The following is a 17,320-nucleotide window of genomic DNA, read 5'->3' on the forward strand; positions in this document are numbered from 1 at the left end:
CTATGATAGTTTGATGTCAAAGGCGGCTCGAATGGCCGCTTCGCGATCTGATGGCAGGTGATCGGGTGGTTCATCCGTCAGCTGGGCAACTTTGTCTCGGGCGCGATCTACAAGATCAGGGCTGCCCGCATCTTGCCAATCCTGTACACTCTTCCGATCTGCGAGCGATGGGTAGACGTACTCGCTTTTCATCCGAGCAAGGGTCTGGGCCTCGCCCAGAAAATGCCCCGGTCCGCATGCGACGGCTTCGATCATCTCCAGATCAAGCGCGTCGTCCGTCAGCTCCACTCCACGAACTGATCGCAGAATGGCGCTACACATGTCATCGTCAATCACTAATGCCTCGGGTGAGGCCACCATCAGTGAACCCAACATACCAACGCTGAGGTTGATCATGTCAGCGCCCGCCTGAGCAGCCAGAGCCACGGTGTATCCCTTTTCGTATCCGGCCTGAGCATCCGGTACCTTGGAATCCGTCATGCCTGCAGAAACGGTTGAGGGCAGGCCAAGGTTCAGCAGCAACTGAGCAGCGGCAGCATTGGCAACAGCGGCTTCTCCGCTACCACCGGTCATCGCGCCAGTACGCAAATCACTGATGAAGGGCATGAATGCGAGAATTGTTGGAAACCCGGGCTTGAGAATATTTGCAACTACGATCCCGGCCAGCGCCTCTGCCAGTCCTTGCGCCAGAGCACCTGCGAGTGTCACGGGGCTGGTCGCTCCTGCTTGTGCTGCCGTACAAATCTGCAGTGGCATACCCGCATCTATAGCGGCCTTCATGATCTCAAGGCCTTCTTGCGCAAATCGCAAAGGCGAGACCGCATGGACAATTACGCCCATGCAAAACGGTTGCCGCCTGAACGCATCATCCTGTCCCAGCGCCATATCGAACATAGCAGCTACGCTCTGCACATGGGTGGCGTTGTCAAAACTTATACCGATGGGTTTTGGGCATGCTTTGAGGCAGGCAAAGCCGGTATTTAGGTCAAGTTCCCAGGGCGAAGGCATATCTCTGGCTACGATCGGACGAACGCCATAGTGGATGTTCTCCGCGCGACCAACGATCTGCATGAGCTGATAGAGATCAGCGAGTTTGGCTTCGCGGAATCCACCAGCTTGATCCGGAACTTCCACGGCAGCACCGCCGGTGCCGATATGTACGTTTCCACCGCCGACGGTCAGACCAAAATCTTCGACAAACCCCGGAATGCTCACCCGGCGCGCGGCCTTCGAAATTATGTCGTCCACCATGGTTTTGGGAAAACAAATCCGGCCATCGTCACGTAGGTTGGCACCGGCTTCAATCGCGAGGGCGGTGATATCGGCCGGGCAATCTGCCATTCCAATCTTCTCAAGTATCGAAAACGCAGCCTCGGTGATCTCAGCAAGTCGTCTGGGACCAAGAGGTTGAAATCGCCCTCCCTGTGGCGGAGGCGTTACCTGCAGTTTTGGCGGTTCCTGAATAACCCTTTTTCGTCTGGCCAATATCGGGCTCCAAACTTGCTGTTGTCTGCTCAGGGAATGCGGTGTGAGGCGCAGATGCTATAGACAAAACGACATCTTTGGCGTCGTTTTCTGCAGGCAGTTGTCGGTCATAGTCGATCTAAGCTGATTACAATTCAAAGGAGTAGGGGTGGCGATGCACGTATTTCGAAGCATGATCCTGGATACACCGGTTGATCAGGTCTGGTATGCTGTCCGGGCATTTGACGGTGTGTCGGGTTGGAACCCGGCCGTTACGAGCGCCCGAATGGAAACAGGTTCGGCAACCTCACCGGGCAGCATCAGGCATTTGGATATTGTGGATGGGACGGTGTTTCGCGAAACACTTCTTGAGCTTTCCGATGCCGAACATTTCTACACCTACGATATTATCGAAAGCCCTTTACCGGTTCGCAACTACGTCTCAACCCATCGGTTTGTGCCAATCACGCATACGGAGCAGACTTTAGGCATCTGGGAAAGTCGCTTTGACTGCGACATGGAACTGGAAAACGAGATGGGGGCGATCGTAGGGGATCAGATCTACATCGGCGGCATGACCGGGTTGAACGAATTTCTGAAAGGGAACTGAGATGGCTGACACTCTCGCACCCCGTGCTGTGATCGGTGTAATGACACCAGCAATGAACACAGTCGTGCAACCTGAACTGGAGTTGTTGAGGCCAGAAGGCGTGACCAATCAGATGCAGCGCTTTCGATTGGGCGGTGACAATGTCTCGGACGACCTGATCGAAGAAGCTGAGAAGCTGATGGATTGCAATCCTGCTGCGTTGTGCATCGGCTTGACCACGGATGCAGGCCCCGGTGGTGTTGAGAGATTGGCGCGCCGCTGCAATGAATTGGAGGAGGCGGTCGGTGTACCGGTGCTGAATGCTTCAGCTGCGGATCATACTGCGCTGCGAGCACTGGGGGCCAGAAGAGTTGCGGTTGTGACTCCATTCAATGCCGAAATCGACCAGCACGTAAAAGCAAATACCGAAGCCGCGGGATTTGAAGTCGTTGCGATCAAGGGAACCTGCGCACCAAGCTTACCCGAGATATGCGAAACATCGCTTGACGATATCCGGGTGGTGTTTCGCGAGGTCGGAGCGGCAGAATGCGATGCTGTTTTGCAGGTTGGGACCGCTTTGCCTGTTGTGTCCTTGATTGGTGAACTCGAGGCAGAACTGGGCAAGCCCATTGTTGCCTGCAACGCCGCCGTCTATTGGCAAACCTTGCGTGCGATTGGCATCAAAGATTCAGTAACTGGTTACGGCACTCTTATGACGATCTGACTTTCGTTGTTCAGGTCCGCAAAGACTTCAATGCGAAACGACTGACGTCATTATGAAATCCAAAACATTATTGGTGATTTTGCGCATGGGGGTCGTCATCAATACGCTGCGAAAAGCGCTGCCCTCGATGGTCTCGATTATCAGTTGCGATGTCTGATTTGGGTCAGGGAGCTGTCGGAAATCATGCTCTGAAATACCGCGTTCGAGCAGATCTGTGAGTGCCCCGACAAGTTCGTTTCGGTTTTCCAGAAAAAGCCGCCCAATATCCGGCTGGCGTATTGCTTCGCTGGCGATTTCCAGACTCAGAATGACGTTCTCTGGGGCAGCCAGGTATTTGGCATAAGCCTTTATGAATTTATTCAGAATGCGCGGGGCAGTAGATCGCTCTGCGAGAATTTTGAGAAACGGCTCCATCTCTTGTCGTTCCAGTGCCGCGATCTCAACCAGAACATCGTGCTTGCCGGGGAAGTGATTATAGAGGTTTCCCAAGCTAACGCCGGCCCGAGCGGCGATGTCGCGAACACCAGTCTGGTGATATCCGCGCTCAAGGAAGCACATCACCGCTGCTTCCAGTATCTGGTTGCGCCGTTTGGCGGTGGCTTTGTCACGTTTGGTGGCTTGTTTGCTTCGGCTTTCGGTCATTTTTTATGTCACATATTGAACGAACGATCGTTCATAGTATATAGCGAAAAACCAGCCTATGCAAGTTGGCTCACTGATTCTGATCGCAATTGAAAGGCTTCGAACATGCCTGAAGAACCTAATGCAAAAAGCGGAACGCACTGGCGCCGATGGTTATGGATCGGCCTCTCGTTGTCGCTTCTGATTGCCGTGGTGCTTTTAGTGTTCGAAGCCGAAGACACAATTGATGTTCAAAAAACGGATACGCCACCACCCCCACCCATGGTTTCGGTGGTCTCAGTGTCCGCGCAAGCTGTTCAGGCAGAGATTTCAACTTTTGCAGAGGTCCGGCCGCGGTGGGATGCCGAGCTTCGCTCTGCGGTGACCGGACGTATTACTGCCGTGCACGATGGCGCACTGGCCGGATCAAGGGTTGATTTGGGTGATCCGTTGTTTTCTGTCGAAAAGGCGCAGTATGAAAGCGCAGTTGCTGCAGCCGAAATGGAACTGGAGCAGGCGCAATTGGCTTTGTTGCGGGCACAAAACGACGTTACTGTCGCGCGCCGCCAATTCGAGCGGGATGAAAAAGAACCTCCGACGGAACTTGCTATTCGTTTGCCGCAACTGCGCATTGCGGAAAAGACCGTAGCCTCGGCGAAATCAAGACTGAATGCAGCGCAGCGCGATCTGGCAGATACCGAGGTAAGCGCGCCGTTTTCCGGTTTTGTCACCAGACGTGCTGCCAGCCTCGGGCAAACTGTTAGTCCGGGCGATCCTTTGGTGCGATTGTCCGACGATCGCCAGTTCGAGTTGTTCGCAGAATTCAATCAGGACGACTGGGCGTTGCTACAGCATCCAATTTCCGGATCTCTGGCCACTCTTACGCTTCGCAACGGTGACCGGATCGGGCAGGCGCGTATCCGCCGGGGCGGGGGATTTCTGAATCAGGAAACACGTCAGATGCGAGTGTTTCTGGAGGTTTCCGAGCCGGATGAGCGGGTGCTTGCAGGTGACTTTGTGCGGGTATCCATTCCCGGAAGAACGATTTCTGACACACTGACCTTTCCCGAAAGCTCATTGACCCGCGCAGGTTATGTTTGGGTGGTTGATGGCGGCAATCTGTTGCAACGGATCAAGCCGCATATTCTGTTCCGCGCTGATAACGCAGTGACAATTACTGCGCCGGAAGGGCAGGGCCCCTGGCACATCGCGAAAACTCCGCTTGCGTCGTTTCTGCCGGGTCAGCGCGTCACCCCCCGCGTTGATGAGGGTTAAGCCATGCACACCCTGACATCCTGGTTCATCCGCAATCCGGTCGCCGCCAACCTGCTGATGGCGCTGATCCTTTTTCTTGGTGTGCAGACCCTGATGAATATCCGCATCGAAGGGTTCCCGCGTATTCCACCTGAAAGCGTCACGATCTCGATCGAGTATCCAGATTCCACTGCCGAGCAGGTGGATGAACTTATTACCCAGAAGGTCGAACAAGCGCTCGAGGGTCTGGAAGGTGTACGCAGTATCTCATCACGTTCGCAAAACGGTCTCAGCTCGATTTCGGTGCGCAGGGCCGGAGGTGAGAAACTGCAAGCAGTTCTGGATCGGGTGCGTATTCGCATCGATGGCCTGACGGACCTGCCAGACAAAGCGCGCCGCCCAGTGATTGAGGCGTCGGGATATGACTTTCCTGCGCTATACGTAAACCTGCATGGCGACGCAGATCCGGCCACTTTGCAGACCTTGGCACAACGGCTCAAGGAAGACCTGCTTGCCCAGCCAGAGCTGTCACGCCTGAACATCTGGGGGCTGATCCCGCGTGAACTGCGTATCGAGATAGACCCCGAGCGTTTGCGCCAATATGGGCTGACTGTTTCAGATATCACCCGCGCCATTCGGGGAAACTCACTGACCTTTCAGGCGGGTCAATTGCGCACCGAAGGCGGCACCATCTTTCTGCGCGCTGACGACCGGGCAAAATATGCACCTGAATATGCAGAGTTGCCGGTTATCGAACGGGATGACGGGTCATTTGTGCCGCTCGGTGATCTTGCAACGATTGAAGATGGTTTTCTGGATGGAGAGTTTCTGTTTCGTCTGAACGGCAATCCAACCGTCGGCATGGAAGTTCTGATTGGGCAGAAGGAAAATCTGCTTGAGATCAGCCGCGTTGTCCGCGACACGGTTGACGATTTCAGTCACCAGTTGCCCCCGCAGATTCAGGTCGAAATATGGGGTGACAGTGCGGGATACATCTCGGATCGCCTCGAGCTGTTGCGATCGAACGGGGTGCAGGGCTTGATCCTTGTGACGCTGATGCTGTCGGTCTTTTTGAATGTACGGCTGGCGTTTTGGGTGGCCATGGGGATCCCGATCTCAGTCATGGGCGCGATCGCGGTCTCGGGCTCAAGATGGATCGATTATTCCCTGAATGATGTGACGACCTTTGGTCTGATCATTGCGTTGGGCATTCTGGTAGATGACGCTGTTGTTGTTGGCGAAAGCGTCTTTGAAGAGCGAAGTAAGGAAAAGGATCCGATCAAAGGCACCGAACGCGGGGTGAACCGGGTTGCTGTTGCGACGGTTTTTGGCGTGCTCACAACCATCGCGGCGTTTTTCCCCATGTTGCTGATCGATAACCCGCTGGGCAAAGTGCTGGCTGGTTTCTCAGGCATCGTGATCCTGACGCTGATCTTTTCGCTGATCGAAAGTAAGTTCATCTTGCCTGCCCATCTGGCGCATGTACCGCTGGGGCAGGAGCGTCGATATTTGCTCACCCGGATCTGGGGGCGAATTCAGGACGCAGCTCAGGGCGGCTTGATTTGGTTCCGCGACCGTATTTATCAACCGGTCTTGGTCGCCTCGGTACGGCAACGTTACGCAGTTCTAGTCCTGTTCATTGCGGCGGCGACGCTTGGTTTGGGACTGATGTACAAAGGCAAGGTCAAAACCGTCTTCTTCCCCGATGTTCCCGGACAGATAATCACTATTAACCTGGAAATGGATGCGCGTGCGCCCTTCGCACTGACACGTGAAAACGTTGATCGGATCGAAGCAGTTGGTGAGGAACTGAACGCTGAAGTCGCAGCAGATACGGGCATGGTATCGCCCCCGATCCAGACCATTTTTACCATTATCAATAGCGCAGGCAGCGCACAGATTTTTGCCGAAATGTTGCCAGTGGCTGAACGGCCTCAAGTACCAATCCTGGATGTCGTCCGAGAATGGCGGGAGCGTGTGGGAGAAGTTGAAGGGGCGACCGAGCTTGAATTTACAGGGTCAGAAGAACTCGCAGGTGGCTTCCGTATCCGGCTGATGTCCAAGGACGAGGATCTGTTGCGTCTGGCCAGCGAAGAAATGCAGGAATTCCTGGCTGATATCGAAGGCGTCAGCAACATCCGCGATGGTTTGGTCGGTGGGCAACCCGAACTCAAATTGAGCCTGCGTCCGGATGCGCGCAGCTTAGGGTTCAATGCTGAAACTCTGGCCAGCCAGATCGGGTTCGGATTTGGCGGTGCCGAAGTGACTAAACTGCGCCGTGACGGTTCAGAGGTGAGAGTTGTCGTTCAGAACGGGCGTTCCAATCGGGACACGATCGAAGACCTGGTGCAGACAAGATTGCGTAGCACCAATGGTGCATGGGTTCCGCTGGAAACTGTGGCTGATGTGCAGGGCAGCTATGTTTCGGGGACGATTCAGCGTCGCGACGGGCGGCGCATGAATGTCGTTGCAGCCTCGATTGACCGAGACCTTGTTGCTCCGGAAGAGGTTGCTCAGGCTGTTTTTGAACAGCTTGTGCCGGAATTGGCGGCCAAGTACCCGAGCGTAAAGGTCTTGCCCGCGGGCGAACTGGAAGAAATGGGAGATATCAGCGGTGGCCTGAAACGAGCGCTTCTGCTGGCGGCAGTCCTGATTTATGTACTGATGGCTGTGCCGCTGAAAAGCTATTGGCAGCCATTTGTCATCCTGGCCATCGTTCCATTTGGCTTCATCTCGGCAGCTGTCGGACACATGATTATGGGTGTGTCCCTGTCGCTCTTTTCCTTCTTCGGAATGCTCGCACTGACCGGTGTGGTCGTGAACGACAGTCTGGTGATGATAACCCGCTACAATCAGGCGCGCGACGAAGGTGACACCGTCGACCGTGCCATTCACAGCGCAGGTATCGGTCGCTTCAAAGCTATCTTTCTGACCACCGCAACGACGGTGATCGGCTTGCTGCCGCTGCTGACCGAGACGTCAGAACAGGCGCAATATCTGATCCCCGCGGCTGTATCGCTTGCCTTCGGAGAACTATTCGGCACGGCATTGATGCTGATCCTCGTGCCGGTGCTGATCGCGATCTCAGAAGATTTCATCGCGCTCTTCCGCAAGACCCCTTCTCAATCCTATCAACAGAGGTCCACAACATGACACGTTCTATTTTCCATTCTGTACTCGCGACGCTTGCGTTTTCTGCCCCAGCCTTGGCGGATGGCATTGCGCTAACGGTTGAAGGCGTCCGCAACGCTAATGGAAAGCTGCTGATCATCGTGTTTGACGACGCTAAGGCTTTCGACACACTGGATATGACCAAAGCCGTTGACTATGCCGAGGTTCCGGCAAAGCAAGGCGTGGTGCAGCATGAATTCAAAGCGCTGAATAAAGGTCCGTATGCAGTGCTGGCGCTGCATGATGAAAACGGCGACCAGAACCTGAACATGGAAGGTGAGCGGTTGCTGGAAGGGATCGGCGCATCCGGAGTGCCGACGCCAGAGTTTGATACCGATTTCGCAGCGGCCTCGGTCATGCCGGGGGATGTCAGCATCAGCCTCTACTACGACAAGTAAACTGCAATGCTGAACGGGCAGACCTTTTCGATCGGTACGCTGCTGCGTGTTTTCCGCTTGCAGGTCGGATTGACCTGGCTCTTGATCCTGTCCGAGACAGGGATCACCGTATTGATCCCGCTTTTCATCGGGTTTGCAATTGATGGGCTTTTGGCCGGGGAAACCCGTGCCTTGGCCCAGTTGGCCGGGCTGCTATTCGTGCTGATTGTACTGAGCGTGATCCGGCGTATCTACGACACGCGCGTTTACGGCACTATGCGGGTTGAGATTGGCAAAGCGCAGGTCGCGCGTTCCCGCGATTTGCCTGTGTCAAAGCTGAATGCGCGTCTCGGAATGGGCCGCGAGTTGGCCGACTTTCTGGAAGGCGTTTTGCCCGAGGCAATCGCTGGCACCGTACAGTTCGTTGCCGCGATTGTGTTGCTGTATCTGTTTTCGCCAACTTTGGCGTTGGCGGCAGCAGTGGTGCTGATTGGGATGGTCCTAATTTACTCTCTGTTCCACAGCGGATTCTATCGCTGGAACGGGGCGCTCAACCATCAGAGTGAGCAGCAGGTCAGCATACTCGAAACACGGCGCGACCGACCTGTTCTTCTACATCTGCTGAGACTGCGCCGTTACGAAGTTGCCCTGTCGGATGTCGAGGCGGTGCTATACGGCGCGATCTTTATACTGCTTCTGGGAATGCTGCTGTTTAACCTGTGGTTTGCGACCACTCAGCTTGGAGTAACAGCGGGAGCTATCTTTTCTATCGTCAGCTATTCTTGGGAATTCACAGAGGCGGCATTGGCATTGCCGATCACACTGCAGTCATGGTCGCGTTTGTCAGAGATTACGAAACGTCTGGCGAGCAACTAGCGGTCCGCATTCGAACTTGAGGCAGCATGGTATCTGACCTGTTAGCTTCCAACCGGTGTATCCGATACCAGACGCATACCCAGATGAGCAGGAGGCGAGCCAACAGCGCAGCCACCCCGGGCAGGGTCGCGAACAAGGAATGGCACGGCGGCCAGATGTTCGCCGCCGACGAAAAAGGCCGGACAGCGATCAGGATCGGCTTCTGTCCCTGAGTAGCATTCCTGCGTCCATTCCCAGACGCTGCCATCCAGATCAACGACACCTTCGGGCGAGGTTGAAAAGCTGCCCTGTGGCTTCAAAGCTCTGGGTGTGAGGCCTTCATTGAGGTAGCTTGAGGCCCAAGTCAGCGATGGGTCGGTAAAGATCGGATCCGGTTCTTCTGGCAAGACCGTTTGGGCCATATGTTCCCACTCGGCGGTTGTGGGCAGCCGGAAATCGTGTCGCGTAGCTTCGTTAAACCACCGAAGATATTCGGAAACGTCAACAAAGCTGAGACCAGTTGCTGGTGTTGTATCGGGTGTGAACCCATTGCGAGTACGCAATTTCAGGGTGCAACCGCCATCGGCATGGCAAAGGTTCCATTCTGCAACCGTCACCTCGTGGCGCTGTACATAAAGCTGATCACCATCTGGCAGAGAAACCGGTCTTTCAGCCATTTCTGGCAGTGGTTGAGATGCGGGAAGAGGGGTATTCAGCAAGAACACCCCTCCGGCCAGAGCCGCCGCCACTGCTGCACCAACCCCGATGATGACGATCGGTTGGGTGAATTTATGTGTGGCGACGGTTTTCATGATTGTTTGGATCCCGAAATCAGGTTGCAAATGGGCGAGGTGCTACAACCTGTTCCATCAGGTTATTGTCCCACTCACCTTCAACGATAAAGTGCGCGGTAGCTCCAAGAAGCGCAGCTTCGATCAGATTGTGGTTCACATAGGCATAAACGCCGGGCTGCTCGAACGTGTACATCGCAGCCGCTGCACACCCTCCGCGAACGAACCATGTTTCGACACCGGTCAGAGGATCATCGCTGAACGAAGTTTCCCAGACATAGTTGCCGTGACCACCAATCAGGTGCGGACGGGTGTCGCGGTTTGCCTGATTGTGGATCATTAGAACCGTCTCGCCCACATTGAACTTGAGCGCATTTTCACCTGTCAAAGCACCAACTGCACCATTAAAGACCGAATGGGTCGGTGTCAGAGTACGCATCGCGTCCAGGCTGTCGGCGTAATCGTCCCCTGCAACTTCGTAGGTTTTAAACTCGCCGTTTTCATCTTTGGGCAGGTAGTAATCCTGCTCACCGATATAGGCGATCTTGTCGTATTTCAGCGGGTTACCGTCTTTGTCCTTCAGGCCATCGCGTGGTAGTACCATCACTGCACCATTCATGCCGTGGGTGACGTGATACGGGATCATCGCTCCGCCTGGCGCACAGTGATAGGTGAAGCAACCAGGTTTGGTCGCCTTCCAGCGCAGAACAGTCTCTTCGCCCGGATAGACGTGGGTCAGGCCACCGCCGCCCAAGGCACCAGTCGAAGCATGGAAGTCGATATTATGCTCCATCACGCTGTCTTCGGGGTTGCGCAAGGTCAGTTCGATCATGTCGCCTTCGTGACAGATGATAAGCGGACCGGGGACTGAGCCATTGTAGGTCAGTGCCCAGACAGACGCGCCGGTATCCTCGTCAACGACCATAAGACGTTCGGTTGTCTCCATGGTGATTTCGATGATCTTTGGTCCGCCTGTGGCCACCTGCTCGTGCTCTGGTGCAAAGGGTGGCGCAACGAGCTCCTGTTTAACACGGGTATAACCAGACAAATCCGCCGGTTTGGCTGTGCTGTCAGCCGTTTGTTCACCCGCAACTTTGTAGAGTTTTGCCGAGGTTGCATCTGCCTTGAGCGGCATTGGTGTACGACGAGCTGCCATGGCACCTGCGCCGGTCATTGCTGCAGCACCTGCCAGAACCGATCCTCGCAACACATTGCGGCGGCTGGTTTTCATAAGGCCGGGGTTGATGAACTTGGTCATGGTATCCTCCTTGAGGTCGGATGGGTGCAGCGTGTAAGTATTTCGCTGCCGTATCGGGGATCAGAAGTTTTCAAGTTGAGCTGTGAAACGCGCCTTGGCTTTTTTGGGGACGCGGCCTTCAAGAAAATCTTCGGGAATTTCAACGTCACCCACCGCTATGGTCATCACCATGCCCATCGCGTAGTGGGGTTTGCAGATCACGCCATAGACGCCTTCGGTATCCAGCGTGACCTCGATTTCCTCGTTGATTTTGCCCTTGAAGGGCTCGGCGCCATCAGGAAGCATGCCTTTGGCTGTCTCAGCGTTGTGGCCCTTGTCCGATGCGATGAACTTGATCGTGTCGCCCGGAGCAGCCTGGATAAACGCGGGTTCGAACACCATGCGCTCGCCATCACTGCCTTTATTGAGCATTTGCACCTCGAAGGTTTCCGCGAAGGCGGCACCAGCCAGCAGGGTGGCCAGTGCAGCGCCGGTTGTAAGCGTGCGGATCATCGAATTGTCCTTTCCTGAATGATCTCTTGGGCCTGACTCTATTGATTTCTGTGATCTGCAATTTGCGCTGGCGCAAGGTTTGCTGCGTTTTCGGGAAACACTGACCGTTACGATCTGGTTTTGCGGCGGTGATTGTGCCAAATCAGGTAAGCCATGATGGAAGCAGCCAAGAAAATATTGCCGCGGCTTGATGAAAGCCTGCTGACGCATTTGCCACCATTCTCAAAACTGGATCGTCGGCAAATCCGCACGATTCTGGATCAGGCCAGTTCGCGTCGCTATGAAGCGGGCGCGCATATCTTTGAAGAAGAAGATCCGGCCGATCGTTTCTTCATGTTGCTGGATGGCTATGTCCGGGTGGTGCGGGTCACGCAGACCGGTGAACAGGTCACCGCGTTGCATATCCCCGCTGGTCAACTTTTGGGAATTGCAAAGGCGATCGGGCGCGAGACTTATCCGGCCACGGCGGTTACGGCGACAGAGTCCATTGCGCTGAGCTGGCCCACCAGACTGTGGGATACTTTCGTCACCGAATACGAAGGCTTCGCCACTGAAACCTACAAGACGGTTGGCCACCGTGTAGGAGAAATGAACACCCGTATTGTGGAGCTTGCGACGCAACAGGTGGAACAGCGCGTAGCTAACGCGCTGTTGCGTCTTATCAATCAGACCGGTCGCAAGGTGGAGGATGGGATTGAGATTGACTTTCCCATCACCCGACAGGATCTCTCGGAACTTACAGCGACCACCTTGCATACGGTCAGCCGATTGCTGAGCGCATGGGAAAAGCAGGGTATCGTTGAAAGCAAACGTAAGCGCATCAAAGTATGCGATCCCCACGCGCTGGTCGAGCTCAGCCAGGGCTAGCCGCCCGGTCAGGCACAGTTGGAAATTGCGCTCTTCAGCTCTTCCAAAAAGGCCGTTTCATCCAGATCGTATTCCAGACAGGCGTCTGAGATGGTGTGAAACGGGTTCACAAGACATCCGACACATAACATTCCATGTTTTAGGAAAACACGAATTGTCTGCGGCCATCGCGTCATAAGATCCGCAAGCGTCAGGTCTGGATCGTCAATGTTCGGGCAAGGCATTGGGGTTCCTCTCACCCTCGACTTTAGGCTTGGAACCGTTCCAAACGTTGCGCTGGCGCAAACAGTGCCTTCTTCGCTCGGGCTAGCAATAGGCATCCCGATCTGAAGGAGGCCGACGCATGGCTGAAATCTTAACCAAATCGCGGGCGCGAAACATCTTCTACGGGGGCTCGATCTTTTTCGTCGTGATCTTCGTGGCGATGACCGTCCACAGCCACCGTTACGTGGTTAATACGTCAACCGCAGGCATGGAACTCAGCGAAGAGGTCGTTCTGGGCAAACATGTCTGGGAACGCCATTCCTGCATCAACTGCCACAGCCTGCACGGCGAAGGCGCCTATTTCGCCCCCGAGCTGGGCAACGTGATGACCCGCTGGGACGTCATGGACTCGCCCGAGGACGCCTATGAAATCCTCGATGGCTGGATGAAGGCGCAGCCATCGGGCGTCGAGGGCCGCCGCCAGATGCCCTATTTCGATCTGACCGAAGAAGAGATGCGCGGCCTCGCCGAGTTCCTTCGCTGGGCGGATCAGACCGACACGCAGGGCTGGCCGCCCAACGACGCTGGCTAAGCGGCACTAAGGAGAAATCGCATGAAATACCAATCTCAAAAAGTGGCGTATTACTATTTTCTGGCTGCAATAGCCCTATTTGGCATTCAGGTGCTGGGCGGGCTTCTGGCTGGCTGGGTCTATGTCTCGCCGAACTTCCTATCCGAACTTCTGCCGTTCAACATCATCCGCATGATCCACACCAACGCGCTGATCGTCTGGCTGCTGCTCGGCTTTTTCGGGGCGGCGTATTTCCTCATACCCGAGGAATCCGAGCGCGAGATCTACTCGGTCAAGCTGGCCTATCTGCAACTCATCATCCTGCTGGTGGGGACGCTGGGTGCGGTCGGCTCATATCTGGTCGGCATCCACGGCGGACGAGAGTTTCTTGAACAACCCCTGTGGGTCAAGTTCGGCATCCTCGTCGCGGCGCTGATCTTTCTGTTCAACGTCTCAATGACCGTTCTGGCGGGCAAGAAAACGGCGATCACCAATGTGCTGCTGATGGGCCTGTGGCTGCTGTCGCTGCTCTGGGTGTTTGCGTTCATCAACCCGGACAACCTCAGCCTGGACAAAATGTACTGGTGGTTCGTCGTGCACCTGTGGGTCGAAGCGACCTGGGAACTGGTGATGGCCGCCATCCTCGCCTTCCTGCTGCTCAAGCTGACAGGCGTGGACCGTGAAGTGGTGGAAAAATGGCTCTATGTCATCGTCGCCACCGCGCTGTTCTCCGGCATTCTCGGCACCGGGCACCATTTCTACTGGATCGGTCTGCCGGGCTACTGGCAGTGGATCGGCTCGATCTTCTCGACCTTCGAGGTGATCCCCTTCTTCCTGATGATGAGCTTTGCCTTCGTCATGGTCTGGAAGGGCCGCAAGAACCACCCGAACAAGGCGGCGCTTCTGTGGTCGCTGGGGTCTTCGACCGTGGCCTTTTTCGGCGCCGGTGTCTGGGGCTTCCTGCACACTCTGCACGGGGTGAACTTCTACAGCCACGGCACGCAGATCACCGCAGCCCACGGTCACCTTGCCTTTTATGGGGCCTATGTGGCGCTGAACCTGGCGGTCTTCACCTACGCGATGCCGATGCTGCGGGGCCGCGCGCCCTACAATCAAGTGCTGAACATGGCCTCGTTCTGGCTGATGACCGGCGGCATGGCGTTCATGACCTTCGTGCTGACTTTCGCGGGCACCATCCAGACCCATATGCAGCGGGTGGTCGGCGACTACTACATGGATGTGCAGGACGCCCTGTCCGTCTTCTACCTGATGCGGTTCGGCGCCGGTGCCGCCGTGGTGATCGGTGCGCTTCTGTTCATCTACTCGATGCTGGTCGTGCGCAAGCAAGAGATCATCACGCCCGGCTCGGTCAGCTCGGTTCCTGGAGAGTAAATCATGAACATGCAAACCCCTCCAACCCTGCCGTTCTATCAGCCTGTCGCGCGTGAATGCGAGCTGTTCGAGACGGCCTATGACAATGGGTTGCCCCTTCTTTTGAAGGGGCCGACCGGCTGCGGAAAAACACGCTTTGTCGAACATATGGCGGCCAAGATGGGCAAACCGCTTTATACCGTTGCCTGCCATGATGATCTGTCGGCGGCCGACCTGATCGGGCGCTACCTGCTCAAAGGCGGGGAAACCGTCTGGGTCGACGGCCCGCTCACCTGCGCAGTACGCGAAGGTGGCATCTGTTACCTTGATGAGGTGGTCGAGGCCCGCAAGGACGTGACCGTGGTGTTGCACCCGCTCACCGACACGCGCCGCACGCTGATGATCGACCGCACCGGCGAGGAACTGGTGGCGCCTCCGGGCTTCATGCTCGTGGCCTCTTATAACCCCGGTTATCAGAACGTGTTGAAGCGGCTGAAACCCTCGACCCGGCAGCGGTTCCTGTCGATCTCGTTCGACTTCCCCAACGAAGAGACCGAGATCGCCGTCGTGGCCCGCGAAAGTCGTCTTGAACCGGGCCGTGTCGCGCCTCTGGTCCGTCTGGGCGGTCATATCCGGGCGCTGTCGGGTATGGACCTCGAAGAGGGCGTCTCGACCCGTCTGCTGATCTATGCCGCCACGCTGATGGCCGGGGGCATGGGGGTCAGCCAGGCGATTGAGGCTGCCATCGTCGAACCCCTGACTGACGAGACCGACATGCAGCAGGCGCTGCGCGATCTGGTTGCCACCATTTACGGATAAGCGTCATGCGACTTCTCGATCTCATGGAACCCGAAGAAACCGTTGGCAATCTCTGGCACGAGATGGCCAGCGGGATCGCGGTGCATGTCAGCTACCCCGAGGCTGGTATCTCCCTTGCCTCGGTCCAGCCCAGCCTTGCGGTCCTGTTCCGTGCGCTGGGCGGAGCGCCCGGCGTGGAACTGGCCGAGGCCGCCGCGACGCTGGTGCGTCACCGCCGACCCGTCCGCCGCAATCTGGGGGCCGAGCGGGACCGGGAATGGGTGGCCGGTTACGACGGCGAACGCCTGTCGCTGCCTCCGGTCATCGCCGCCTTCCCGGAGTCACGCTTAAATCGCGCCGCTTATTTCTGGCTGACCGCGCTGGCGGCGGTCAGTGATATGGCCAATTTCGATCTGGAAGGTGACGGCCCCGCCATGGACGGGGCGCAAATTCGCGCCAACGCCGTGACCGCCGACCGGGTCTATGCCCGCTGCCCGGGCCTGCGCCAAGACTACGCCCGAATGGCAGAACACTGTGCCGCCACACGTCCCGACGTGATGCGCCCGACACCCGAGGCACAGATCGAAACCGCGATCCGCGATCAGCTCTGCGGTGCGACACCGGTGATCGGGGTCGAAACCGCCCCGCGCGGCTATAAACCCTTTGCCCCGGTGCCGATCTGGCTGCGCTTTGCCCGCCCCGGATCGGGTGCGGCGGCAACCGAAGAACAGGCTGATCCTGCGGCCCCTCCGCCCAATGCGGCGCTGACCAGCCGGAAACTGGGCCACCGCAGGGATCAGGACCAGCAGAACCGGAAGGATAGCTTCATCATCCACCGCTTTGAATCGATCCTGTCATGGGTCGAGTCGATGAATATCAACCGCAGCGTCGATGACGACGATGACGAGAACGCCCAGAAAGCGGCCGAGGATCAGGACGAGATCATTCTGTCGAAACAGCACCGCAAGGCGGCCACGCGCCTGCGCCTGCATCTTGATCTTTCCCCCGCCGATGCCGATCACGAGGCTCTGGCCGGTGAGCATACCTATCCCGAATGGAACCATCGTTCACGATCTTACATGGAAGGTCATTGCCGTGTGCTGGATGCACCGGCTCAACCGGATGCCTCACAGCCGTTCGTTCCGAACCAACGCCGCGTCCGCGAGGTGCGCCGACAGTTTGAGGCACTGCGTCCCCGCCGCATTCTACAGCCAAGGCAGGTCGATGGGTCAGAACTGGATCTGGACGCGTTGCTGACCACGCGTGCCGATCTCGCCGCGACCGGGCGCGGTTCAGACCGTATCTGGCAAGCGGTCCGTCAAATCGAGCGTGACCTGTCCGTCGCTTTCCTGATCGACAGCTCCCGATCAACCGAGGCGGCCATCGGTGATACCTCGGTGATCGAAGTTGCGCGCGAAGCCATGAGTGCATTGGCGGCGGGCATTGATGCCGCAGGTGATCGGTTGGGCATCTGGGGGTTTTCCTCGTTGCGGCGTGACAGGGTTTTCCTGACCCGTTGCAAAACCTTCGACGCCCCGATGAGCGCAGAAATCACGGCAAATATCGGCGCGCTAACGCCCGGGCACTACACGAGATTGGGGGCTGCGATCCGTCACGTCAGTGCCCAGCTGGCCGAGGAGCCGTCGGCTCATAAGTTACTGATCGTGCTGACCGACGGTAAGCCAAACGATCTGGACCATTACGAAGGTCAGCACGGGATCGAAGACAGTCATATGGCCGTTCGCGAAGCACGCCGTGCCGGTCTGAGCTTGCATGGTGTTGTCATCGACGAAGACGGACAGGATTGGTTTGCGCGCATCTTCGGGCGTGGCGGATTTACTCTGTTGCCCTCACCCGAGCGCCTGACGCGCGCCTTACCCGATATCTACCGCACTCTGACGAAGGAGACCTGA

The 17,320-nt window shown here is 56.7% G+C and carries 17 protein-coding genes; 11 read left to right on the forward strand and 6 right to left on the reverse strand.

Annotated features, from left to right (window positions below; genetic code table 11):
- Positions 1 to 1,485 (reverse strand): trimethylamine methyltransferase family protein, encoded by a 1,485-nt coding sequence (locus ACR0IO_RS20780; protein ID WP_480744338.1) that lies wholly within the window; start codon positions 1,483 to 1,485, stop codon positions 1 to 3.
- A gap of 154 nt (positions 1,486 to 1,639) precedes the next feature.
- On the opposite strand from ACR0IO_RS20780, the gene ACR0IO_RS20785 reads away from it, so the two are divergent.
- Both ACR0IO_RS20785 and ACR0IO_RS20790 read left to right on the forward strand, forming a co-directional pair.
- Positions 1,640 to 2,074, forward strand: a complete 435-nt coding sequence (locus tag ACR0IO_RS20785; RefSeq protein WP_480744341.1) for an SRPBCC family protein — start codon at positions 1,640 to 1,642, stop codon at positions 2,072 to 2,074.
- A gap of 1 nt (position 2,075) precedes the next feature.
- Complete coding sequence (locus ACR0IO_RS20790; protein ID WP_480744345.1) at positions 2,076 to 2,777, forward strand: maleate cis-trans isomerase family protein; 702 nt, start codon at positions 2,076 to 2,078, stop codon at positions 2,775 to 2,777.
- Between the two features lie 27 nt (positions 2,778 to 2,804).
- On the opposite strand, the gene ACR0IO_RS20795 is transcribed toward ACR0IO_RS20790, so the two are convergent.
- The gene (locus ACR0IO_RS20795; protein ID WP_480744349.1) at positions 2,805 to 3,419 is read right to left on the reverse strand and encodes a TetR/AcrR family transcriptional regulator; all 615 of its coding nucleotides are present in this window, start codon (positions 3,417 to 3,419) and stop codon (positions 2,805 to 2,807) included.
- A gap of 105 nt (positions 3,420 to 3,524) precedes the next feature.
- Here ACR0IO_RS20795 and ACR0IO_RS20800 point away from each other — a divergent pair, with 105 nt between their 5' ends.
- The 4 genes from ACR0IO_RS20800 to ACR0IO_RS20815 are packed head-to-tail and all read left to right on the forward strand — an operon-like array spanning position 3,525 to position 9,076.
- Entirely contained in the window at positions 3,525 to 4,673 is a 1,149-nt protein-coding gene (locus ACR0IO_RS20800; RefSeq protein WP_480744351.1) for an efflux RND transporter periplasmic adaptor subunit, read from the forward strand.
- Between the two features lie 3 nt (positions 4,674 to 4,676).
- Positions 4,677 to 7,805 carry an efflux RND transporter permease subunit gene (locus ACR0IO_RS20805; RefSeq protein ID WP_480744353.1) on the forward strand — a complete coding sequence of 1,043 codons (3,129 nt, stop codon included), beginning with the start codon at positions 4,677 to 4,679 and terminating at the stop codon, positions 7,803 to 7,805.
- Positions 7,802 to 8,221, forward strand: a complete 420-nt coding sequence (locus ACR0IO_RS20810) for a DUF2141 domain-containing protein (RefSeq protein WP_480744356.1) — start codon at positions 7,802 to 7,804, stop codon at positions 8,219 to 8,221. The genes ACR0IO_RS20805 and ACR0IO_RS20810 overlap by 4 nt, the downstream gene beginning before the upstream one ends.
- 6 nt (positions 8,222 to 8,227) lie before the next feature.
- On the forward strand, positions 8,228 to 9,076 hold the full coding sequence (locus tag ACR0IO_RS20815) for an ABC transporter six-transmembrane domain-containing protein (protein WP_480744359.1): 849 nt from the start codon (positions 8,228 to 8,230) through the stop codon (positions 9,074 to 9,076).
- Between the two features lie 41 nt (positions 9,077 to 9,117).
- Here the strand turns inward: ACR0IO_RS20815 and ACR0IO_RS20820 are convergent, their stop codons facing one another.
- From ACR0IO_RS20820 to ACR0IO_RS20830, 3 genes are read right to left on the reverse strand one after another with little or no spacing between them, the layout of a single operon-like run.
- Entirely contained in the window at positions 9,118 to 9,867 is a 750-nt protein-coding gene (locus tag ACR0IO_RS20820) for a formylglycine-generating enzyme family protein (RefSeq protein ID WP_480744361.1), read from the reverse strand.
- A 19-nt stretch (positions 9,868 to 9,886) separates the two neighbouring features.
- On the reverse strand, positions 9,887 to 11,104 hold the full coding sequence (gene nirK / locus ACR0IO_RS20825) for a copper-containing nitrite reductase (RefSeq protein ID WP_155147955.1): 1,218 nt from the start codon (positions 11,102 to 11,104) through the stop codon (positions 9,887 to 9,889).
- A gap of 60 nt (positions 11,105 to 11,164) precedes the next feature.
- On the reverse strand, positions 11,165 to 11,596 hold the full coding sequence (locus tag ACR0IO_RS20830) for a pseudoazurin (protein ID WP_480744364.1): 432 nt from the start codon (positions 11,594 to 11,596) through the stop codon (positions 11,165 to 11,167).
- Between the two features lie 156 nt (positions 11,597 to 11,752).
- On the opposite strand from ACR0IO_RS20830, the gene ACR0IO_RS20835 reads away from it, so the two are divergent.
- On the forward strand, positions 11,753 to 12,463 hold the full coding sequence (locus tag ACR0IO_RS20835) for a Crp/Fnr family transcriptional regulator (RefSeq protein ID WP_480744366.1): 711 nt from the start codon (positions 11,753 to 11,755) through the stop codon (positions 12,461 to 12,463).
- Positions 12,464 to 12,471: 8 nt separating this feature from the next.
- On the opposite strand, the gene ACR0IO_RS20840 is transcribed toward ACR0IO_RS20835, so the two are convergent.
- A complete protein-coding gene (locus ACR0IO_RS20840; RefSeq protein ID WP_480744368.1) occupies positions 12,472 to 12,783 on the reverse strand; it encodes a DUF1858 domain-containing protein in 312 nt (103 codons plus the stop codon).
- A gap of 23 nt (positions 12,784 to 12,806) precedes the next feature.
- Between ACR0IO_RS20840 and ACR0IO_RS20845 the strand changes: the two genes are divergently transcribed.
- Genes ACR0IO_RS20845 through ACR0IO_RS20860 form a run of 4 tightly spaced genes read left to right on the forward strand, consistent with a single transcriptional unit; the run spans position 12,807 to position 17,320 of the window.
- Positions 12,807 to 13,259: a c-type cytochrome gene (locus tag ACR0IO_RS20845; protein ID WP_155147961.1), complete on the forward strand. Its 453-nt coding sequence runs from the start codon at positions 12,807 to 12,809 to the stop codon at positions 13,257 to 13,259.
- 21 nt (positions 13,260 to 13,280) lie between these two features.
- Positions 13,281 to 14,630 (forward strand): cbb3-type cytochrome c oxidase subunit I, encoded by a 1,350-nt coding sequence (locus ACR0IO_RS20850; protein ID WP_480744372.1) that lies wholly within the window; start codon positions 13,281 to 13,283, stop codon positions 14,628 to 14,630.
- 3 nt (positions 14,631 to 14,633) lie between these two features.
- A complete protein-coding gene (locus ACR0IO_RS20855) occupies positions 14,634 to 15,428 on the forward strand; it encodes an AAA family ATPase (RefSeq protein WP_480744374.1) in 795 nt (264 codons plus the stop codon).
- Between the two features lie 5 nt (positions 15,429 to 15,433).
- Positions 15,434 to 17,320, forward strand: coding sequence for a nitric oxide reductase activation protein NorD (locus tag ACR0IO_RS20860; RefSeq protein ID WP_480744377.1), 1,887 nt, complete (start codon positions 15,434 to 15,436; stop codon positions 17,318 to 17,320).

The sequence above is a fragment of the Ruegeria sp. CE12 genome, from assembly GCF_056537525.1.